The organism is Streptomyces sp. NPDC085946 (assembly GCF_044540485.1).
GTDB lineage: Bacteria > Actinomycetota > Actinomycetes > Streptomycetales > Streptomycetaceae > Streptomyces.
On sequence record NZ_JBITSF010000013.1, the window covers coordinates 74,440 to 94,237 of the forward strand.

18 protein-coding genes and 4 pseudogenes are annotated in these 19,798 nt (G+C 69.0%); 9 read left to right on the forward strand and 13 right to left on the reverse strand.

Features of this window, described 5'->3' with window-relative positions; all coding sequences use genetic code 11:
• Positions 1 to 690 precede the first annotated feature (690 nt).
• On the reverse strand, positions 691 to 1,596 hold the full coding sequence (locus ACIF8T_RS24760; protein ID WP_400038271.1) for an oxidoreductase: 906 nt from the start codon (positions 1,594 to 1,596) through the stop codon (positions 691 to 693).
• Between the two features lie 131 nt (positions 1,597 to 1,727).
• Here ACIF8T_RS24760 and ACIF8T_RS24765 point away from each other — a divergent pair, with 131 nt between their 5' ends.
• From ACIF8T_RS24765 to ACIF8T_RS24780, 4 genes are all read left to right on the forward strand, one after another.
• Complete coding sequence (locus tag ACIF8T_RS24765) at positions 1,728 to 2,627, forward strand: helix-turn-helix transcriptional regulator (protein WP_400038272.1); 900 nt, start codon at positions 1,728 to 1,730, stop codon at positions 2,625 to 2,627.
• Between the two features lie 455 nt (positions 2,628 to 3,082).
• Entirely contained in the window at positions 3,083 to 3,724 is a 642-nt protein-coding gene (locus ACIF8T_RS24770; RefSeq protein WP_400038273.1) for a (2Fe-2S)-binding protein, read from the forward strand.
• 11 nt (positions 3,725 to 3,735) lie between these two features.
• Positions 3,736 to 4,719 (forward strand): FAD binding domain-containing protein, encoded by a 984-nt coding sequence (locus tag ACIF8T_RS24775; RefSeq protein WP_400038274.1) that lies wholly within the window; start codon positions 3,736 to 3,738, stop codon positions 4,717 to 4,719.
• Positions 4,716 to 6,935: a xanthine dehydrogenase family protein molybdopterin-binding subunit gene (locus ACIF8T_RS24780; protein ID WP_400038275.1), complete on the forward strand. Its 2,220-nt coding sequence runs from the start codon at positions 4,716 to 4,718 to the stop codon at positions 6,933 to 6,935. Before ACIF8T_RS24775 ends, ACIF8T_RS24780 begins: the two co-directional genes overlap by 4 nt.
• Before the next feature lie 299 nt (positions 6,936 to 7,234).
• Here the strand turns inward: ACIF8T_RS24780 and ACIF8T_RS24785 are convergent, their stop codons facing one another.
• Both ACIF8T_RS24785 and ACIF8T_RS24790 read right to left on the reverse strand, forming a co-directional pair.
• On the reverse strand, positions 7,235 to 7,825 hold the full coding sequence (locus ACIF8T_RS24785; protein ID WP_400038276.1) for a VanZ family protein: 591 nt from the start codon (positions 7,823 to 7,825) through the stop codon (positions 7,235 to 7,237).
• Between the two features lie 166 nt (positions 7,826 to 7,991).
• Positions 7,992 to 8,336: pseudogene (locus ACIF8T_RS24790) on the reverse strand (helix-turn-helix domain-containing protein); the annotation flags it as partial.
• Positions 8,337 to 8,538: 202 nt separating this feature from the next.
• On the opposite strand from ACIF8T_RS24790, the gene ACIF8T_RS24795 reads away from it, so the two are divergent.
• Together ACIF8T_RS24795 and ACIF8T_RS24800 are read left to right on the forward strand one after the other, a co-directional pair.
• Positions 8,539 to 8,742: an IS3 family transposase gene (locus ACIF8T_RS24795; protein ID WP_400038277.1), complete on the forward strand. Its 204-nt coding sequence runs from the start codon at positions 8,539 to 8,541 to the stop codon at positions 8,740 to 8,742.
• Positions 8,743 to 8,888: 146 nt separating this feature from the next.
• Positions 8,889 to 9,869: an LD-carboxypeptidase gene (locus ACIF8T_RS24800; protein WP_400038278.1), complete on the forward strand. Its 981-nt coding sequence runs from the start codon at positions 8,889 to 8,891 to the stop codon at positions 9,867 to 9,869.
• A 90-nt stretch (positions 9,870 to 9,959) separates the two neighbouring features.
• Here the strand turns inward: ACIF8T_RS24800 and ACIF8T_RS24805 are convergent.
• Positions 9,960 to 10,508: pseudogene (locus ACIF8T_RS24805) on the reverse strand (transposase); the annotation flags it as partial.
• A 78-nt stretch (positions 10,509 to 10,586) separates the two neighbouring features.
• Between ACIF8T_RS24805 and ACIF8T_RS24810 the strand changes: the two are divergent.
• Positions 10,587 to 11,306, forward strand: a complete 720-nt coding sequence (locus ACIF8T_RS24810) for an IS6 family transposase (protein WP_400038279.1) — start codon at positions 10,587 to 10,589, stop codon at positions 11,304 to 11,306.
• 357 nt (positions 11,307 to 11,663) lie between these two features.
• Here the strand turns inward: ACIF8T_RS24810 and ACIF8T_RS24815 are convergent, their stop codons facing one another.
• The 6 genes from ACIF8T_RS24815 to ACIF8T_RS24840 all read right to left on the reverse strand — a co-directional run bounded on the left by ACIF8T_RS24815 (position 11,664) and on the right by ACIF8T_RS24840 (position 14,924).
• Positions 11,664 to 12,140, reverse strand: a complete 477-nt coding sequence (locus tag ACIF8T_RS24815; protein ID WP_400038280.1) for a hypothetical protein — start codon at positions 12,138 to 12,140, stop codon at positions 11,664 to 11,666.
• 8 nt (positions 12,141 to 12,148) lie between these two features.
• Positions 12,149 to 12,553: a hypothetical protein gene (locus tag ACIF8T_RS24820; protein ID WP_400038281.1), complete on the reverse strand. Its 405-nt coding sequence runs from the start codon at positions 12,551 to 12,553 to the stop codon at positions 12,149 to 12,151.
• On the reverse strand, positions 12,553 to 13,401 hold the full coding sequence (locus ACIF8T_RS24825; RefSeq protein WP_400038282.1) for a hypothetical protein: 849 nt from the start codon (positions 13,399 to 13,401) through the stop codon (positions 12,553 to 12,555). The genes ACIF8T_RS24820 and ACIF8T_RS24825 overlap by 1 nt, the downstream gene beginning before the upstream one ends.
• A complete protein-coding gene (locus ACIF8T_RS24830) occupies positions 13,298 to 13,582 on the reverse strand; it encodes a transposase (protein WP_400038418.1) in 285 nt (94 codons plus the stop codon). Before ACIF8T_RS24830 ends, ACIF8T_RS24825 begins: the two co-directional genes overlap by 104 nt.
• A gap of 53 nt (positions 13,583 to 13,635) precedes the next feature.
• The gene (locus ACIF8T_RS24835) at positions 13,636 to 14,220 is read right to left on the reverse strand and encodes a DinB family protein (RefSeq protein ID WP_400038283.1); all 585 of its coding nucleotides are present in this window, start codon (positions 14,218 to 14,220) and stop codon (positions 13,636 to 13,638) included.
• Positions 14,221 to 14,369: 149 nt separating this feature from the next.
• Complete coding sequence (locus ACIF8T_RS24840; protein ID WP_400038284.1) at positions 14,370 to 14,924, reverse strand: SUKH-4 family immunity protein; 555 nt, start codon at positions 14,922 to 14,924, stop codon at positions 14,370 to 14,372.
• 196 nt (positions 14,925 to 15,120) lie between these two features.
• Between ACIF8T_RS24840 and ACIF8T_RS24845 the strand changes: the two genes are divergently transcribed.
• Together ACIF8T_RS24845 and ACIF8T_RS24850 are read left to right on the forward strand one after the other, a co-directional pair.
• Positions 15,121 to 15,873 carry a transposase family protein gene (locus ACIF8T_RS24845; protein WP_400038285.1) on the forward strand — a complete coding sequence of 251 codons (753 nt, stop codon included), beginning with the start codon at positions 15,121 to 15,123 and terminating at the stop codon, positions 15,871 to 15,873.
• Between the two features lie 134 nt (positions 15,874 to 16,007).
• Positions 16,008 to 16,455, forward strand: a pseudogene (locus tag ACIF8T_RS24850) (IS30 family transposase); the annotation flags it as partial.
• Between the two features lie 102 nt (positions 16,456 to 16,557).
• Here the strand turns inward: ACIF8T_RS24850 and ACIF8T_RS24855 are convergent.
• The 3 genes and pseudogenes from ACIF8T_RS24855 to ACIF8T_RS24865 all read right to left on the reverse strand — a co-directional run bounded on the left by ACIF8T_RS24855 (position 16,558) and on the right by ACIF8T_RS24865 (position 19,712).
• Positions 16,558 to 16,950, reverse strand: a complete 393-nt coding sequence (locus tag ACIF8T_RS24855) for a hypothetical protein (protein WP_400038286.1) — start codon at positions 16,948 to 16,950, stop codon at positions 16,558 to 16,560.
• Between the two features lie 687 nt (positions 16,951 to 17,637).
• Positions 17,638 to 18,822: an IS701 family transposase gene (locus ACIF8T_RS24860; protein WP_400038419.1), complete on the reverse strand. Its 1,185-nt coding sequence runs from the start codon at positions 18,820 to 18,822 to the stop codon at positions 17,638 to 17,640.
• A 72-nt stretch (positions 18,823 to 18,894) separates the two neighbouring features.
• Positions 18,895 to 19,712: pseudogene (locus ACIF8T_RS24865) on the reverse strand (IS5 family transposase).
• Positions 19,713 to 19,798 lie beyond the last annotated feature (86 nt).

The window sequence follows — 19,798 nt, forward strand, 5'->3', positions numbered from 1 at the left end:
CCGGCCGCCGGGGGGGGGGCGGCCGGCGGGGGCGCCCGCGGGGGGGCGGCCGGGGGGGGCGGCCCCCCCCCCCCCCCCCCCCGCGACCGCACCTAGTACTGCAACGGTGTTTGCCGTGACTGATGGCCAGGTCGGTCGTTGGTGTGGTCATGGGTGAGGACCTTGCTGATGTCAGGTTGTGGGCGGGCGGCCTGACCGTCCTGCGAGCCCACGAGCTGGGTGCCGGGAAAGCAGAAACGGATCCTCCCAGCTCATCCACCTCAGCCTCGCCGAGATACGACGGCTGATCACCCGCCTCACCGACCGCCGACCCACACCCGTCGAGCACATCCTGCACTGGTCACACTGGCGCCGACGACGACAACAGCAGGCCCGCACCAGTCACTACAAACGACGCGGACACAGCCCTTGACCTGGCCATCAGTCACGGCAAACACCGTTGCAGTACTAGTGCACTCACACAGGTGACGCCACGGGCGAACCGCTGCTGCGCGCCGTTGCCCGTCTGCCCGTGGGCAGCAAGTCCTGCGAGGGCTGCAGCCGTGACCGCTTCCGCCACTGGAACGCCGGCGTCGGTCCGGCCGACGGCTGCGGTACCCGCGCCGAGGTCCTCCTGCCGAAGCGGTCGAGCCGCTGTTTCGAAAGCTCCGCCGGGGGCCGTGGGTGACCGGTTCATCGCCTGTTGCGGGGTCACAGACAGGTGACGCCGGTCAGTTCTTCGGCCGCCGCCCAAAGTCGCCTGCCGACGGCCGGATCGGCTGCCTCCCGGCCGAGCCGGGCCTCGGTGACCCGGCCCCGGGTCTCCCAGAGCCCGGACGGCCCGAAGAACTGGCCGCCCTGTGCACCGGGCTCGGTCGCGGCGTGCAACTGAGGCAGCGCGCCCTGCTCCACCGACTGGGTGACCAGCAGACCGAACCGCGCGATCAACCGCCCGAGTCGGCCGCGGTGCTCCCACGCACGCGGTGTCAGGTTGGTGCGGGTGAGACCGGGATGGGCCAGCACACTGACGACCGGCGATCCGACGGCGCGCAGGCGGCGGTCCAGCTCGATGCCGAAGACCGTGGTGGCGAGCTTTGACCGGCCGTAGGCGGAAGCGGCCCGGTAGCCGCGTTCGAACATCAGGTCATCGAAGTCGAGGTGCGCGTTCTTGTGGGTGATCGAGCTGAGACTGACCACGCGGGCCTGCCGCGCCGCGGCCAGGTTGTCCAGCAGCAGGCCGGTCAGCGCGAAGTGGCCCAGCATGTTGGTGACGAGGTGCAGCTCGAAGCCGTCGGCGGAGGTGCGGCGCGGGCCGAGCAGCACCAGGCCGGCGTTGTTGACCAGCAGGTGGATCACCGGGTGGTCGGCGGCCAGCTTCGCGGCGAACGCGCGTACCGAATCGAGGGAGGCCAGGTCCAGCTCGCGCACCTCGGTGTCGCCGCCGATCCGGTGGGCGGCCTCCCGTCCGGCGGCGGTGTCGCGGACGGCGAGCACGACACGGGCGCCGCGGCGGGCCAGTTCGGTGGCGGTGACCAGGCCGAGGCCCGAGTTCGCGCCGGTCACGACGGCGGTCCGGCCATGCTGGTCGGGGATGCGGTCGGCGGTCCATCCGGTCATCTGCTGCTCCTGGAGGTGTCGGTGGGGTGGACCGTCGACGCTAGGGGCAACGCGAGCCGGCTCGGTCGCTCTCGCCTGCCTGGGTCTGCGGGACCTACCTTGGGCACCCGGCCAGGCGGCACACTTGCGGCATGACCCATCCGTACGCCCGTGAACTCGGAGACTTCCTGCGTGCCCGGCGCAGTCGGCTGCACCCCCACGACGTCGGCCTGGAGCCAGGTGGCCGGCGCAAGGTCACCGGGCTGCGGCGCGAGGAACTGGCCCTGCTGGCCGGGCTGAGCACCGACTACTACCAGCGGATGGAGCAGGGCCGGGAGGTACGCCCGTCCGACGACGTCCTAGACGCGCTCGCCGGCGCGCTCGGCCTCAACGACGAGGAACGCCGGCACCTGTTCACCCTGGCCCGCGCCGCCCGCCGGCCTGTGCCGGCCCGTGTGGACCGCGCTCCCGAGAAGGTTCCGGACAGTACGCGCCGGCTGCTGTGGGTGATGGACACCCCGGCGGTCGTGCTCGGCCGCCACCTGGACCTGCTCGCCTGGAACCCGATGGCGGAGGCGCTGCTCGGCAGCCCGGACGCCCACCCGCCCCACCGGCTCAACATGCTCCTGCTGCTGTTCGACGACACGCTGACCGGCGAGCGGAGCTGCCCGGACTGGGAGCGGCAGGCTCTGGACTGCATCGGCATGATGCGCGCCGCCGTCGCCACCGACCCCACCCACCCGCGCGCCACCGCGGTCGTCGGCGAACTGAGCATCCGCAGCGCGGAGTTCCGGCGGCTGTGGGCCCGGCACGACGTACGGGCGTCGGTCAGCGGGACCAAGACCTTCCGGGTCCCCGGAATCGGCGACATCGTCCTGGACTGGGACACCTATCAACTGCCCGGCCAGCCCGGACCCTTCATGCTGGCCTACACCGCCGAACCGGGCAGCGTCGACGCGGACCGGCTGCGGCTCCTGGCATCGTTGCACGAGACCCGCTCGGCGCTCGCCGACGAGCACCTCCCCCAGGAGAACTCCGTCCGGCGACGATGATGGTCACGCGATCGCGGTCTCGGACGAGGCGTACCTGGGCGCTGCCGGTGCCGGCGTGCTCGGCCACATCGTTCAGGGCCTCCCGGACGATGCGGTAGACGGCGAGGCCCACTCCCGGCGGCAGCAGCCCGGCCATGCCCTCCTGGTACACCGACGCCCCCGGACCCGCCCGGTGGAAAGACCGAGGAACGCGGGAAGCCGGGACAGCCCGGGCGCCGGCCGGGCACCGGCACCGGGTCCGCCCGCAGCGAGGAGCGCCCGCAGGAGCCGGCCGCCCGATGACGCACACACACCACCGCCCTCAGGACCACGTCATGAAGGCGGCCCCAGCCGCGGACAACCCCGAACCGCCGGTCGGCTCACCGCCGAGGGGGAACGACGACGCGGACCCGGTCCGCGTGCGCGCCGCCCCGCACAGCCCGCCGTCACCCCACCACCGAGCAGAAGGCACACACATGCCCAACGAACCCACCGGGCCGGCCGCTCCTCTCCCTGCCGAGTCCCCGCCGCCGTCCCGGCGCACGTTCATCGCGACGACCACCGCGGTGGGCGGTGCCGCCGTCGCCGGCGGCCTGGCCGCGGGCACGCCCGCACTCGGTGCCGCACCGGCTGCCGCCGGCGGGCCGCCCGGCGGCCGTGTCTCGCTGACCGTCAACGGCGAGCGGCACGCCATCACGATCGACAACCGGACGTCGCTGCTGGACCTGCTGCGCGAGCGGCTCGGTCTGACCGGATCCAAGAAGGGCTGCGATGCCGGTGCCTGCGGGGCCTGCACGGTCCTGGTCGACGGACGCCGCGTCAACGCGTGTCTGACACTGGCGATACGCCTGGAAGGCGCCGAGGTCACCACCGTCGAGGGTCTGGCCCCGGGCGAGGGCGGCGAACTCCATCCGCTGCAGGAGGCGTTCATCGAGCAGGACGCCTTCCAGTGCGGCTTCTGCACGCCCGGCCAGATCATGTCCGGCATCGGGTGCATCCAGGAAGGCCACAGCGGCTCCGCGGAGGAGATCCGGGAGTGGATGAGCGGCAACATCTGCCGCTGCGGCTGCTACGTCGGGATCGTCAAGGCGGTCCACCGGACCGCACACGGGAAATGAGGTCGGCCACCATGTACCCCTTCTCCTACATCAGGGCCTCCGGCACCCGGGGCGCGCTGGCCGCCGGGCGGCGCGGTGGCCGGTACGTCGCCGGCGGCACCACCCTGGTCGACCTGATGCGCGAGACCGTCGAACGCCCCAGCACCCTGGTCGACATCAGCGGCCTGCCGCTGCGCGGGGTCACCCGCACCGAACGCGGGGGCCTGCGCATCGGCGCCCTGGTGCGGATGGCCGAGGCCGCCGCCCACCCCGAGGTGCGCACCGCCTACCCCGTGCTCTCGCAGGCACTGGAGCTCAGCGCCTCCCCGCAACTGCGGAACATGGCCACCATCGGCGGCAACCTCATGCAGCGCACCCGCTGCGCGTACTTCCGCGACGTGACCGCCGCCTGCAACAAGCGCGACCCGGGCGCGGGATGCGCGGCACGGGGCGGCTTCAACCGCACGCACGCCATCCTCGGCACCTCCGACCACTGCGTGGCCACCCACCCCTCCGACGCCGCTGTGGCCTTCGCGGCCCTGGAGGCAACCGTGCACCTGCTGGCCCCGGACGGGAGCGCACGCGGTGTGCGCCTGGCCGACTTCCTCCTGCGGCCCGGCCGCACCCCCCACCGCGAGCAGGCCCTGAAGCCGGGCGAGCTGATCACGGCAGTGGAGGTCCCGGTCCATCCGCGCCCGTTACGGTCGGGCTATCTGAAGGTGCGTGACCGGCAGTCGTACGAGTTCGCCCTCACCTCCGCGGCCGTCGCGCTGCACGTCCGCGGCGGGGTGATCCGGGAGGCGAGGGTAGCCGCCGGCGGCGTCGGCACCGTTCCGTGGCGGCTCCCCGGGGTCGAACGGCACCTCGTCGGCGAGCGGCCCTCGGACGCCCTGTGGGCCGAGGCCGCCGGGCGGGCGGCCGAGGGAGCCCGTCCGCTGGAGCACAACCGCTTCAAGGTCGACCTGCTCGAACGCACTGTCGAACGCCAGCTCCGCACCGTGGGGGGTGCCGGGTGAGTCCCCAGCCGCAGGCGGCCGTCGGGGCACCGCTCTCCCGGGTGGACGGGCGGCTGAAGGTCACCGGCACGGCCGACTACACCGCCGACCACGACGTCAGGGGCGCGGTCCACGCGGTCGTCGTCGGCAGCCGTATCGCCCTCGGCCGCATCACTGCCGTCGACACCCGTGCCGCCCTGGCCCAGCCCGGCGTCCTGAGGGTGATCAGCCACCTCGACGCGCCCCGGCTGGCGTACCGCGACAACCCCGGGGCGTTCATGGACCCACCGGTCGGCGAACGGCTGCGCGTCTTCCAGGACGACCGGGTCCGCTTCTTCGGGCAGCCCGTCGCCGTGGTCGTGGCCCGGACGCTGGAGGCCGCGCGGCACGCCGCGCACCTGGTGCGCGTCTCGTACCGTGCGGAACGGCCCTCCACAGACCTCACCGCCCCCGACCTCCCGGTCAACGACCCCCTGCCCCCACAGGACTACGAGCGCGGCACCCCGACGGAGGCACTGGCCGCCGCGGAGGTGCGGCTGGAGGCCGTCTACCGGCTCGCCCGCGTCCACCACAACGCCATGGAGCCGCACGCCACCATCGCCCGCTGGGACGGCGACAGGCTCACCGTCTGGGACAAGACCCAGTGGGTGCAGGGGGCGCAGAACGAACTCGCCGCCGTGTTCGGCATCCCGCCGGAGTCGGTGCGCGTCATCTCGCCCTTCGTCGGCGGCGCGTTCGGCAACGCCGCGCGGGTCTGGCCGCACTCCACCGTCGCGGCCCTGGCCGCCCGCGTGACCGGGCGCCCGGTGAAGCTCGTGCTGACCCGCGAGCAGCTCTACCACGGGGTCGGCTACCGGCCCGCCTATACGTACACGCTGCGCCTGGGCAGCGACCGGCGCGGGCGGCTGGCCGGGACGGTCCACGGCATCAGGGCCGAGACGTCCGCGTACGAGCACTTCCTGGAGGGCACGGTGACCCCGGGCCGGATGCTCTACGCCACCCCCCACGTCGGCCAGACGTACCGGACCGTGCCGCTGAACGTGAACACGCCGACCTACATGCGCGGCCCCGGCTACGCGACCGCCGCGTTCGCCATCGAGTCGGCCCTGGACGAACTCGCTCACGAACTGGGCATCGACCCGATCGAGCTGCGGCTGCGCAACGAGACGGCGCAGGACCCCTCCAACGGGCTGCCGTTCTCCACACGGCGGCTGCGCGAGTGCCTGCGGGTGGGCGCCGACGTCTTCCGCTGGGACCGGCGCGACCCCGCGCCGCGCGCCACCCGCGACGGCGACTGGCTGATCGGCACCGGCGTGGCCGTCGGCTGCTACGACACCCTGCGTCTCGGGGCCCAGGCCCGGGTCAGGCTGGACGCCGACGGCACGGCCCTGGTGGAGTCCGCGTCCAGTGACATGGGTCCCGGCACCTACACCTCGATGACCCAGCTCGCCGCGGACGCCCTCGGCCTGAACATACGGAAGGTGACCTTCCGGCTCGGCGACTCCCGCATGCCGGTGTCCCCGCCCCACGCCGGCTCCCTCACCATGGCCAGCGTCGGCTCCGCCGTCCAGGACGGATGCGACAGGCTGCGGCGGCAAGCGATCGGGCTGGCCGTCGGAGACGAGGGCTCCCCCCTGTACGGCGCCGAGGACGACGACGTCGTCGTCCTCGGCGGCCGGCTGCGCGTACGCGACGACCCTGCGCGCACGGAGACCTACGAGCGGCTCCTGGCCCGCAACCACCGCACCCACCTGGAGGTGCTCGGCTCCTTCACGCCGCCCTCGAAGCCGGAGCGGTCGTCGATGTACGCCTTCGGCGCGACGTTCGCCGAGGTCGCCGTCGACGCCCGGCTGGGCATGGTGCGGGTGCGGCGGATGCTCGGCGTGTACGACGCGGGCCGCATCGTCAGCCCCAAGCTCGCCGAGAGCCAGGCGCTGGGCGCCATGGTCGGCGGCATCGGTCAGGCGCTGCTGGAGCACACGGTCACCGACCACCGCGACGGCCGGATCGTCAACGCGAACCTGGCCGACTACCTCGTCCCCGTCAACGCCGACGTCCCCGAGCTGCGGGCGGTCTACCTGGACGGCGGCGCGGACCTCGACGCCGCCCCCATCGGCGTCAAGGGACTGGGCGAGGTCGTAGCCGTCGGCGTGGCACCCGCCGTCGCCAACGCCGTCTTCCACGCCACCGGCCGCCGCATCCGCGACCTGCCCATCACCGTCGAAGCCCTGCTCTGACCCCGGGGCGGCCCTTCACCGGACCGCCCCCGTAGCAGCAACCACAACCCCGCCCTGCACCCGCCACCCGGACATCCACACCACGATCCGCTGACGCCCCACCACTGTCACCCCACCGCCCGCTCACACCTCCGCCTGCTTCCTTCGGTCGGGGGCGTTCTCTGCGTGCGCGGCTCAGGATGAGCGCGGCGAGGTGAGCGGCGAGCACCCGGTCGTGCAGGTGCTCATCCGCAGCACCGGATCCGCCGCCGGAGAGCGCCGCTCCTGGAGAGGCGGACGCGGCCACCGGCGGCGCTCGATCAGGCGGCCGCCGCCGTCACGGCCGGACGGCCCGCGGCGGAGCGGGGCAGCGCGAACCGCCGCAGCAACTCGCGGGCCGGAGGCCTGGCGAGGACGAGGTGCACGAGGAGATAGCCGATCAGCCCGCCCAGGGTATTGGCGAGCAGGTCGTTGACATCGACGAAGCGGCCGTTGTGGAAGAGCACGTATGACAGCAGCTGCGTCGCCTCGATGCACAGGCTCGCCAGTGCGCTCACCCCGGCGGCCGGGGCCGTGCCGCTCACCCGTGTGAGGAGGGGCAGCAGCATGCCGAGCGGCACGAACATCAGGACGTTGGGCACCGCGGTCACGTCGACGGTGACCAGCGGCACGTAGTTGACCTGGTTCCACCACGGCATCTGGTTGGCGTACTCGCCCCACGTCACCCGCAGCGGCAGGACAGTGATAGACAGTACGACCGCGGCGTAAAGGCACGCGGCAGCGCGCAGGACCCCGTGCAGGCCGGTCCAGCCGGGCCGCGCCCGGCGCAGGCGCACGGCCGCCACCACGAGGAAGACGACGACGGCGGGGCCCAGGACGTACGTCGCTTCGATGGTCAGGTTCAGATTCACGTGCCGGTTCCTTCGGGTTTCTCGGGACATCGGCCGCCAGCCTCCCGCGCACCGGCCCTCGCGCGACTCCGGCGAAAGTCGTAGCGGTCTCCCGGAAGACCGCTACGACTTTCGGCAGAGGGCGAGGCGGAGCGGCTGTCCTACGCTTCACCGCATGTCCTCTCGTCGAAGCCCGGTAGCTGAGCTGTCCGCCACGCGTGGCAACGTTGCGCCGGAGTTCCCGTGAGACGGTCGACGGGTCTCTGCCCAGTCGGCGTGCGATCTCGCGTACGCCTTCGCCCTGGGCGTTGAGCAGCGCGGTCTCCTCGCGTTCGGTGAGGGACAGGTACCGGCCCGAGGGCGGGCTGAGCTAGATCGACGACATGCCGTCACGCTCACGGAACCACCGCGAACCACCACCGGGGACACACCGCACGAGACCGCCGCGTCCTCGCTGCCCCTCCCCTCAGCGATCTTCGCCCAGAAAGCCCGCTCCACATCGACGGACCGAAGGTCGGCCCGGCGACCGCATCGCCGGACGCCCCCTCAATCTCGCCGTCCAACCCGGTGGTCTTCCCACGCAACACCTCCGTGATCAAGGTGTTGCGACGACCACTTGAATCCGCCCAGTAGACGTCCATGAAGCTCACCACACGCTCGGTGCGGGCAGGAATCGAGGCATCCATGGGCTCCGTCGGGGACTCGTACGACAACGCCCTCGCGGAGAACCTCTGATGCTCATCAAGACCGAGGGCCTGCGCGGACGCACCTTCGCCACCCGGGCCGAGGCGAACCTCGCGCTCTTCGAATACGTCGACGGGTTCTACAACAGCCGGCGCATCCAGAAGCGCCTCGGCTACCTCAGCCCCGTCGAGTTCGAAGAGCAGCACCACGCCGAGCAGGCAGCGGCCGAACGAGTGAACCTGAAACCCCGCTAACCCGCTCTGACCAGCTGATCAGCTCCTTCCGAGCAACGGGGGAACCTCAAGAGAGGATCCGTAAATATGTAGCATGTCGTTGTTGGCGTCGGGATACTGCCTCGGTGACCCGTGCTGCACTGCCTCAGCCACTTCGACCTCGCGCCTTGACGCCCGGAGACCTCGTCGTCATCGCGTCGCTGTCCGGGCCGCTCGATGTCAGACACGAGCCTGGGCTTGAGCAGGCGGTAGCCGTGCTCGAGCGGATGGGATTCCGCGTGTGTCTCGCGCCGCTACTCGAAGCAGGGCGGCACCATTGGTGGAGCGCGGCTCAGCCGGTAGACATCGCCGAGGAGCTCAACGCTCTTCTGCGTGATCCCGAGGTGCGCGCGATCATCGCGCATGACGGTGGCCACACGGCGCTCGGTTACCTCGACCTGATCGACGTTGAGGCGATCACTGCCGACCCCAAGCCGATCCTCGGCTACAGCGACATCTCGCTGCTGCATCTGGTGCTCTACGCGCGCACGGGCCTAGTCGGATTTCACGCCGATCTGGCCACCCCTGGACTCGGCGGGCACTGGCAGGCTGCACCCGCAGCGCGCCAAGCAGAGCTTGAGGAGCTCTACTCGACGCTGCTGACCGGCCCTGAGGCGATCGGTGCGCTGCCAGCCACCGCGTCGTGGGAATGCTGGCGTGCCGGTCGCGCCGAAGGTCGGCTGATCGGCGGGCTGACCAATCGCATCGTACTGGCGCAGGCGACTCGTTACGCCCTGCCGCTCGAATGGTACGACGGTGCGGTGCTTTTCTGGGAGGAGATGGGCGGCCACGCGTCGCATGTGTGGAGCTACCTACAGGTGCTGCGGCATAGCGGCATCCTCGACCGGATTTCAGGCATGGTCGTGGGAGTTCCGCACGAGATCGACGGGCTCGGAGGGCCTGACGCGTCCCCGACCTTGTCCGAGATCGTCCTCGATGTCCTCGGCGACCGTGACATCCCGGTCCTGGGCAACGTCGAGTTTGGACATGCCGGCCCGAATCTGCCGATGCCGGTCGGTATCCGCGTTGCCCTCGATGCGCAGCAGCGGACGTTGTCGCTGCTCGAACCAGCGGTACGGGCCGCTCATAGTGACGGACCGATCGGCTGAGCAGCGCGTTCTGACCTCGTGGCGCTCGTGGAAGCAAGCTGCGCCGCTACGGCGACCGGTGGGTGTCCCGCAGATACTGACTTCGGCTTGTCAGGGTGAGGTTGGGTCGTCGATGGTCAGGCCGGTGCCGGCTGTGAAGCCGTCGAGGGTGTGGGGCCGGTACTGGAGGCGTTTGAGCCGGTTGCGGACGAGGGCTTCGAGCCGGTCCAAGGCGACCACGGCGAGGTTGGCCAGGCTGCGTTTGACGTGTGCCCATACCCCCTCGACGGGGTTGAGGTCGGGTGCGTAGGCGGGCAGCAGGAACACCGTCAGCCAGTCCCGCTCGGCGATCAGCTCGCGCATGGCGTGGGAGACGTGGGTGTTCAGCCGGTCCCAGACCAGCACGATGGGTGCCTTGAGGAGCTGGTGGACGCCGTCGATCAGTGCGATGAAGTCCCGCTCGCCCATGCTGCGGCGTGCGCTGCTGCCCGCTCGGTGGGTGCGCAGGCGGTGGCACAGCCGGGTGCACGAGCCGGGCCGTATCGCGATCAGTCCGGCCACCGACAGGCGACCCGAGCGGTGCCCGCTGACGGTCACGACCGGGGTGTGCCCTCGCCGACCCCAGGTCCGTCCCCGGGGCGGCTTCCGGGTGAAGCCTGCCTCGTCCTCGAAGGCGCTGTCACGTTGGCTGACCGGGTGGAATCATTTTCTGGTCGGTCGTGCTGGGAGAGGTCGTCCGTGGGCAGCGCACCGCCGTCGTACAAGGGGTACCGGTACCCGGTCGAGGTGATCGCGCACTGTGTGTGGCTGTACTTCCGCTTCCCGCTCAGCTTCCGCGAGGTCGAGGAGCTGAGGCTCGAGCGCGGCGTGATGGTGACCCACGAGACGATCCGCCGCTGGTGCGCGAAGTTCGGGCAGTCCTACGCCAACGGCCTGCGCCGCCGCCAGCCCCGGCCCGGGGACAAGTGGCACCTGGACGAGGTCTTCGTCAGGGTCAACGGCCAGCAGCGGTACCTGTGGCGGGCCGTCGACCAGGACGGCAACGTGCTCGACATCCTGGTCCAGAACCGGCGGGACACCGCTGCGGCCAGGCGCTTCTTCCATAAACCACTCAAGAAGACTTGCTCGGTGCCGCAGGTGGTGGTCACCGACAAGCTCCGTTCCTACGACGCGGCCCACCGCGAGGTCATGCCCTCCGTCGAGCACCGCTCGCACAAGGGCTTGAACAACCGGGCCGAGAACAGTCATCAGCCCACCCGGCAGCGTGAACGCGCCATGAAAGGCTTCCGCAGCGTCGGCGGAGCCCAGCGGTTCCTGGCCGCGTTCAGCGGCATCTCACCCCACTTCCGACCCCGCCGCCACCTGATGAGCGCCCCCGGCCACCGAGCCGAGATGGCCATCCGCTTCGCGATCTGGGATCAGATCACCGGCGCCGCCGACCAGCCCGCCAAGGCTTGAGCACCGGCCCGAAACCCGGCCCTCCCCACACCCCGATACGCGGTCAGAGACCCACGCACCCAATAATGTGACAGCGCCGCGCCCAAGGCAGGCCCGCGACGGCGAGGACGGTGGCGACCGCGGGATAGCTGCCGCACGCGGCCACGCCGAGTCCGGCAGAGGCCACTGCAAGGCAGCGCAAGGCCGGCGGCGGAAAACCGTTGCGGCACAAGCAGAGCATGGACAACGCCGCCCGCGGTGAACACGTTGTCGGCGGATACTCCTATTACTCCGGCCTGTGCCGCACCGCTCCGCTCACTCGGTGGGCTTGCCGTCTGTACCCGCCCGCGTAGTGAATAACGATTCCGTCCACCAGGATCAAAGGGAGGTATGACACTTCTTCAACGGAGTTATCTTCTGTTGCAGATCGCCCGCGGCATTCTTGCGGAATACGACGGAATAGCACCAGTAGGCCCGGGAGTGCTCGGCGCCGAAAATGGTCGCATACTCATAGTCCCCGAAAAAGCGGACGGTCGTGGTCAATTGGCTTTTCGAGCGCCGGTAGGAGGTGAGCGTGCCGTCGTGCTTCTCGGCGATGTTGTGTATGACCTCGGGATTGTCGAGGTACGGCGAGGCTGTCATCACGGCACGTGCATAGGACCGCACCAGCACTTCGGTCCGTTTTGCGGCTTCTGCCTCGTTTCGTTCATTCGTGCGTTCTTGGCGGTGGGCCGCGATCATGAGGATTAGGGCCGCGATCAGTACGGCGACGATGGGCGCCATGAGGGCAATGAGGCAACCGGGGGCCAGCACCGTAACGCGGCGCTGCCGCGCTACGGTGCCGTGGTCAGACATGCTTGTCCTCACTGATCCTCTGATCTGACGGCCGCCGTCGGGGCGGCCGTTATGAATGCCTGTGCGTAGGCGCTCGTGCCTGTCTGGTTCGGGTGGCAGCTCTCCCGGCTGAGGCAGGTGTCTCCGGTGAACCACCAGCAGAGCTGGGTGTTCTTGTCGTCGTGGTGAAAGTCGCCGTCACCGTTCGACCCAACCACGACGCCGTTGATCCCTTCCGGCGAGTCACAGATGCGCTTGCCCTCGAACGCCGGCTGGGGAGATCGGTACTGGACGTTATCTGCGCTCATGGAGAGGGCCAGTTTACGCTGTTGGTCCTCGAAGCACTCGGCCATGTTGTTCAAGATGACGCGCTGGGAGGCACTCACCAAGATCGAGCACGCCTGAGTTCGACTGAAGAGCAGGGGGTACCCCATCAGCGAGATCGTCGCGTTCGGCGCTTGGGCATGAATTTGTTGCAGCACGGTACGTGTTTCGGCCACCGCGGCTCGATGTCGGCCTTCATCGAGGCCTCAGAGGGGCAGCCATGCGTGACACACATTTGGATCTTGTTGTCGAAGCTTGCGTCGTTTCCGCCGATGGTCAGCATGACCGAGGTGGTGTCCGTGCTGAGCGCCCCTGAGTCGATCTGCGTTTTTTCGTAGAAGTTCCCGTCGAACCCCCAGGCGTGAGGATTTCCTTGGGTCATCTGAGCCGTCTCGGCTCCGGAGCATGCGGTGACCTGGAAGCCCAGTGCCGGGTCGAAGCTGTCAGCGAGCGTGCCGATAGTCCTGGTCTGGCCTGGGAGGGTCACCTTGCGGGGCCAGGCGTGAGGGCTTCGTCGGCAGGCGTTCCAGGTGCTCGTCCCGTGGTCCCTGTCGGACTCGGGTGAGTAGGCCCCGGCGCCCTCGCCGGAGGTATAGGAGCCGCCCATGGCGACAACCATGTGCTTCGGTGTGCCCGACAGCGGCTGGAAGGCGACGGCGTCCCAGGCGACGTCCTCGTCCGCGGTGCCGTCGTCAGTGGTGTTGGTCAGTTCCACTCGCGGGGTTCCGGTGAAGCGGTAGACGCCCAGTTCCACCCAGGTGTTCTTGCTGTAGTGGGTGTTGATGTAGCGGTGGCGGTCGCCGCCCGCGACTCCCTTGATCACATAGTGGGCCTGCTGGGTGTGACCAGTCCACTCACCCCTGGCGCCGAGTTCGTCCAGCACCGCCCGGTGCAGTCTGCGCCACAGCCCGGCCTCGGTCCACACGCTGAACCGACGGTGCGCGGTGCGGCGATACACCGAACGACTCCGGTAGATACCGCCACGCACACCCGCTCGTCAGTATGTACGCCACAGCCGTGAACACCGCCCGCTCGTCACGCGGAGCGGTCCCGCCACCTTGCGGTCGAGCCGCGAACGACGGCAGTAGCGGGGCGACCAGCTCCCAGAGCCCATGGAACCAGACGCTTCGACAGATCAGCCCTCACGGCCGCCATCATGCCGCTCGAACCTCAAGTCACATGGCACAGCCCTCTATGCTCTGGCCGATGCGGCCGATCTGGCGGCCCGCTCGATCTTCGCGTAGTAGGCGGCGCGGGCTTCCTCATCGACCTGCATCTCATGTTCGGGGCGCATCCCGGTTCGGCCGTCGACGCCTTCGCGCAGGATGTCGGCGTGCCCGGCATGCCGGTTGGTCTCGCCGAGGACGTGGACCATGACGGCGAACAGGTTCGTGTTGGAATGAGGATCCGGCCACCAGGGCACGTGGCCGGGGGCATCGAGGGAAAGCTCGTTGATCGTCGCGTCCGAGTGTTCCCACGTGCGCCGGTAGAACTCGATGATCTGATCGCGGGTCTCGCCCTCAGTCGCCCACAGATCGCTGCCGTCGTGGTCCTGCCACCGGGGCAGCGGTTCCGGGAAAGGGCGGTCGAAGACCTCGCCAAAGTACCTGGCCTCGACGCTGGCTACGTGTTTGACCAGACCGAGGAGGTTGCTCCCGGTCACTGTCAACGGTCGGCGGGCGTCGTATTCGGACAAGCCGTCGAGCTTCCAGAGCAGCGCCTCACGGTCCCGCCGCAGTCTCCCGTGCAGGTTGTCTTTCGCGAATTCATCGATCATGCGGCATGAGCCTGCCATGAGCTACTCGCGGCCTCAAGATCCCGTGCGTGGACCGCAACGACCGGAAGAGCCGAAGTCTGTCCATGGCCAGTGCTCTGAGCTGCCACAAGAAGCCGAGGAACTTGCCACGCGAGACAACGTCTTAGGGCTTACCAAATACCTTCGATGACCTCGTCGGGGATGAGGTTCCATTGGGATTGGTCATCTCCGAAAGGAGTCGCGTCGAAGTCGTGCATGCGTGCACGCAGGTGTTCTACTTGTTCGTCGATGTCGGCCTGGTCGTCGCGTTCATGTTCGTCGAATTTTTTGAGCAGGTTCAGGGCGTGGACGAAGCTTTCGACATCTCGATGCAGTTGGGTGTAGGAATTCAGGGGTTCACCTTCGCCGAATGCGTACACTTTCCTGATGGCGGGGTCAAGTGCAATGATGGAGGTTACGAAGTAGCCGAGGACGAGCCATGAGTGACATTCCTCGGGCAGGGTTCCGCCCTCAGGGGTGTACCAGTCGGCCAGGAGGATCGACTCTTCCTGACCAATACTCGCCTTGGATTTGAAGGTTTCATCGTGCGGGAGGCCGACTTGGCTGAGGAATTCCGCAGTGCGTGTGTCGAGTTGATTGTCCGGGGATTCGTAGTGAGGGAAGTACACGACTCCGGATAGGCCGAAGGCGTTGAGAGGTGCGGCTGGCGTGAGGGCGAAGCTCATGCGGGAACCCTTTGTGCGTTGCACTGCTTGAGTAGTGATTGCATGTTAGCGGCCGTGCGCTTTACGGAGCTCTTCCATATATTGGGCCGTTTCCAACCTGACGGGTGGTTGGACGGCAGTCCCGGCGGCGGGCATGACGAAAGCTCCTGGTAGACGGGTTCACGACCAAGATCACCAGTCCGCCAGGAGCTTTCGCGTGCTTGTCCACCCGTCCGGCATCGTTCTGTCCAGCCGCACCCTGCAACACCTCTCCGGTCTCCTCGCAGTTCACCGCCGTCGCATCGGCTCCCGGTGGCGTCGCCTCACCTGCGGCCGGCAGGCCCTGCTCGTCCTGGCACACCTGCGCTGCGGCGACACCTATGCCCGCCTCGCCGCAGGCTTCCGCATCGGGATCGCCACGGCCTACCGCTACATACGCGAGGCCGTCGACCTCCTGGCCGCCCTCGCGCCCAGGCTGGAACAGGCCATGACGACTGTCCGGAAAAAGGCGTACGTGATCCTCGACGGCACTGTGCTGCCGATCGACCGCATCGCCGCAGACCGGCCGTACTACTCCGGGAAGAAGAAGTACCACGGGATGAACGTGCACGTCTTCGCCGATCCCACCGGACACCTGATCTGGGTCTCGGACGCACTGCCGGGAGCCACACACGACCTGACCGCGGCGCGGGCCCACGGTATCCCCGCCGCCCTCGCCGCGGAGGACATCAAGTGCTGGGCCGACAAGGCATACCAGGGCGCCGGCCCTGCGATCCGCGTCCCGATCCGTGGCAAGCACCTACGCGGCCGGCGCCGACGTCACCATCGGGACCACACGAAGATCCGCAGCCTCGGTGAACGCGCCATGGCGATCCTCAAGTCCTGGCAGCTCCTGCGGAAGCTCCGCTGTAGCACCACCCGGATCACAGCCGCCGGCCGAGCCGTCGTCGCCCTCGAACTCGCCACCTGATCAAGATGGAAAAGGTTCACTGGAACCACGTCAACGCCCCCTCCCCTGAGACCACTCACGCGGGCGCCAGCGCCTACACACATCTCATTCAACAATTCATCAAACCCCAGAGCGCCACCACATAGGACACGGTGTTAATCATCGGCAGGCACAGCAAGTCCGCCATCGGCACGCTGGTCGAATGCTCCACCCGCTACCTGATGCTCGTGCACTTGCCCGTCGGCCATACCGCCATCGCCACCCGCGACGCGCTCGCCGGGACCGTCCGGACCCTCCAACGGCACCTTTGGCGCTCCCTGACCTGGGACCAGTGCTCGTAAATGGCCGCCCACTGGGCGTTCACCGTCGCCACCGACATCCCGGTCTACTCCTGCGACCCGACCAGTACCTGGCAGCGAGGCTCCAACGAGGACACGAACGGTCTGTTGCGGCAGCATTTCCCCAAGGGCACCGACCTGGCCGCTCACACTCCCGAGGACCTGGCGGCCGTCGCCGCCGAGTTGAACAGCCGATCACGCAAAAACGCTCGGCTGGGAAACCCCAGCCGAGCGTCTCGCTAAGCTCCTGGCTACAGCCAGTTGACCTTTGTGTTGCAACGACCCCTGAAATTCGCCGAGTACGCGGGGACTCCCCTGCGTGGCAGGTCGATGGTCGCTGGCCGCCCCGCTCGCCGTACTGCCGAGGTCAGCCGTTCCAGATCTTGATGTAGGTCACGGCGTCGTTCAACGTGTCGCCAACGTAGGGGACGTGGCCGTTGAAGGAGCCGTTGCCCCGAGGGCCGCTCAGGTACGAGCGATTGCAACCGGCGAAGACCTGGAACGAGGAGAGCCGCTGCTGCCACCAGGTGCTGGGGGTGAAGGCGTAACCGGCGGAGTCGCACGGTCCGTCGTAGCCGTAGATCCGGTCGTAGATTCCGCCGTAGTTCGAGTGCTCAGACCAGATCATGAGCTGGGTCTCCGCGGCCGCGGCAGGAACGGCGCCATCCGCGCGCTCCGCGGCGCCCGGGCCGCTGAAGCACTCCCGGGACATGACCTCGGAGGTCTTCTCGCCCGGCTCCAGTCCGTCGATGACGGTCACGCAGTGGGTGTCTCCGGAGCCTTGGCCGGCTGCCACGGCCGGCGAGCCGATGAAAGTCAAGGCCCCGGTTGCCGCAAGGGCGCCGAGTACGTGGGCGGTTCTGGAGAAGGACGAACGGTCACGTAGTGCCGAAAAGATGGGCATGGTGTATCCCTTTCCTGTCGTCAGTCGACTGGTGCAGACCACATTGGCCGGTACGGCCCCCGTGCACGCGTCTACGCCGCGGCTACCGTACGGCCGGGCAACCCAGCAGGTGTCCCTGACAGATGTCAGGGCGCGGGGCCCAGCACGATCGCTGCGCATGCGTCTCGCCCGCCCGGTCCCGTCTCGTGCCTGTCAGCCCAGCCACCGCCACTGCCCAGCGAGGCCGCTCGCCCAGCCCGTGCCGAGCCCCGGCTCGCGCCACCGGGCCCCGGCCGCTGTCGGTTCGCCATGTCGTGCCCGCGCCGTCGTCCCTGGGGTCCCGGCCCGGTCCGCCGTCCGGACGGTCCGCCGCCCCGGCCCCGCAGACCCCGGCCGCCCGCTAGTATTGCAACGGTGCTTGTGCTGATTGCTGACCAGTTCAGGGACTGTGTCCGCGTCGCTTGTAGTGACTGACGCGGGCCTGGTGCTGGCGTCGTCGTCGCCATGTCGACCAGTGCAGGATGTGGTCGACCGGGGCGGGGCGGCGGTCGGTGAGTCGGGTGATCAGGCGTCTGATCTCGGCGAGGCTGAGGTCGATGAGCTGGGAGGATCCGTTTCTGCTTTGTCCGTGTCCAGCTGGCGGGCCCGCAGGACGGTGAGGCAGGCGTGGGCGGCCAAGGCCAGGGTCATGTGGCGGTGCCAGCCGGGATAGCGGCGGACCTGGTAGTCGTCCAGGCCACATTCCTGCTTCGCGGTCTGAAAGCATTCCTCGACCGCCCACCTGCTGCCCGCGACGCGGATCAGCTCGTCCAGGGTGGTGCCGGCGGGGCAGTAGGCGATGTAGTAGGAGATCTCCTCGGGCCTGCTCACGCTGCGGCGGGCCAGCGCCCAGTGCTGGCGGTCCTCGCGATGCCAGGGCCGGACCTCGACGCGGGCCCAGTCATAGATCCGCCGGCCGTGGGCCCCTTCACCGCACGAGCGGCGTTTCCACTTCTGCCGCGGCAGGCCGGGGAACAGGTCGTGGACGGGGTGATCGATCGCCCAGCGGGTGACGACGGTGTCGTGCCGGGTGGTGGCCATCACGTGAAAGACGTCCGCCTGCTCGAGCTCGGACCGCCAGCCCTTGGAAAAGCCGTAGGCGGCGTCCGCCGTCACCCAGCCGAACGGGATCTTCTTCGTGATGGCCCGGCGGACCATCGCCCTGGCCATTGCCACCTTCGTCTCGAAAGCGACGCTGTCGTCGATGCCGGCTCGGCGGCACCGTTCCCGGTCGTCCGTCCAGGACGTGGGCAGATACAACCTGCGGTCGATCAGCGTGCGTCCGCGGCCGGTCGCGTAGGCGAGGAAGACCCCGATCTGGGAGTTCTCGGTGCGCCCGGCGGTCCCGGAGTACTGCCGCTGCACGCCGGCTGAACGGACGCCCTTCTTCAAAAAGCCGGTGTCATCGACGATCAGGACGGCATCTGGGTCTGCGAGGTGTTCCACGACGTAGTCACGCACGTCGTCCAGGACCTCGTCGGCGTCCCACTCGATCCGGTTCAGCAGCCGCTGAATGCGGTCGGGACCCGCATGCCCGGCCTCTTCCGCAAGCGTCCAGCCGTTCTTCCGCTGCAGCGGCGCGATCAGCCCTCGCATGTACGCCAGAGCGGATTGCCGTGGCTCCTCCCGGTTGAACCGGTGCACGAACCGCTCATGCAGAGCGCTCAGTTCACCCGCCCACAGCCTGACATCAGCAAGGTCCCCACCCATGACCACACCAACGACCGACCTGGCCAACAGTCACGGCAAACACTGTTGCAGTACTAGGTAGCGTCTTGTCGATCACGTGTCGAGCCAGATGAGTGTGCTGGCCAGAGTGATGGCGGCAAGGTAGCGGCCGGGCTGTTTGTCGTAGCGGGTGGCGATGCCGCGCCATTGCTTGAGGCGGTGGAAGCAGCGTTCGACGACGTTGCGGCGGCGGTAGACGGCCCTGTCGAAGCCGCAGGGGCGCTCGCGGCGCCGGCGTCGGCCCGCGAGCTGGTCGATGCGCTCAGGAATGGTCGCTTTGATGCCGCGTCTGCGCAGGTAGGCGCGGAAGGAGCGGGCCGAGTAGCCCTTGTCGGCCACGACCCGCTCGGGCCGGACGCGGGGCCGTCCCGGTCCGGACTGCGTGACACGGATCTTGTCGATGACCGTCTCGGCCTGGGTGCAGTCGTTTCGCGTGCCGGCCGTGACCGTGAAGGACAGCGGCCGGCCCCGCCCGTCGCAAGCCAGGTGGATCTTGCTGGTCAGTCCGCCGCGGGAGCGTCCGAGCCCACGCTCATCGAGCCCCCTTTGGCCGCCGTGTGCTGATGGGCCCTGACGATCGTGGAGTCCAGCGCGACCAGCCAGTCCACCTCTGCCCGCTGCCGGGCTGCGGCCAGGAGCCGGTCGAAGGTTCCGTCGGCGGCCCAGCGGGCGAAGCGACCGTGCACGGTCTGCCAGGGTCCAAACCGCTCCGGCAGATCCCTCCAGGGCACCCCGGTGCGGAACTTGAACACGATGCCCTCCAGGACCTGGCGATGATCCCGCCACCGTCCACGGGCCCGGCCCACGGGCGGCAACAACGGCTCGAGCACCGCCCAGGCAGCGTCGGTTATCTCCTCGTCCCTCACGACCAGTCCAACGATCGGATGATCGGAAAGACACTGCCTAGGGCAGCTATGGACTGGCCCTCCAGGTAGGCGGTGCGTACGTCGGCGATCGT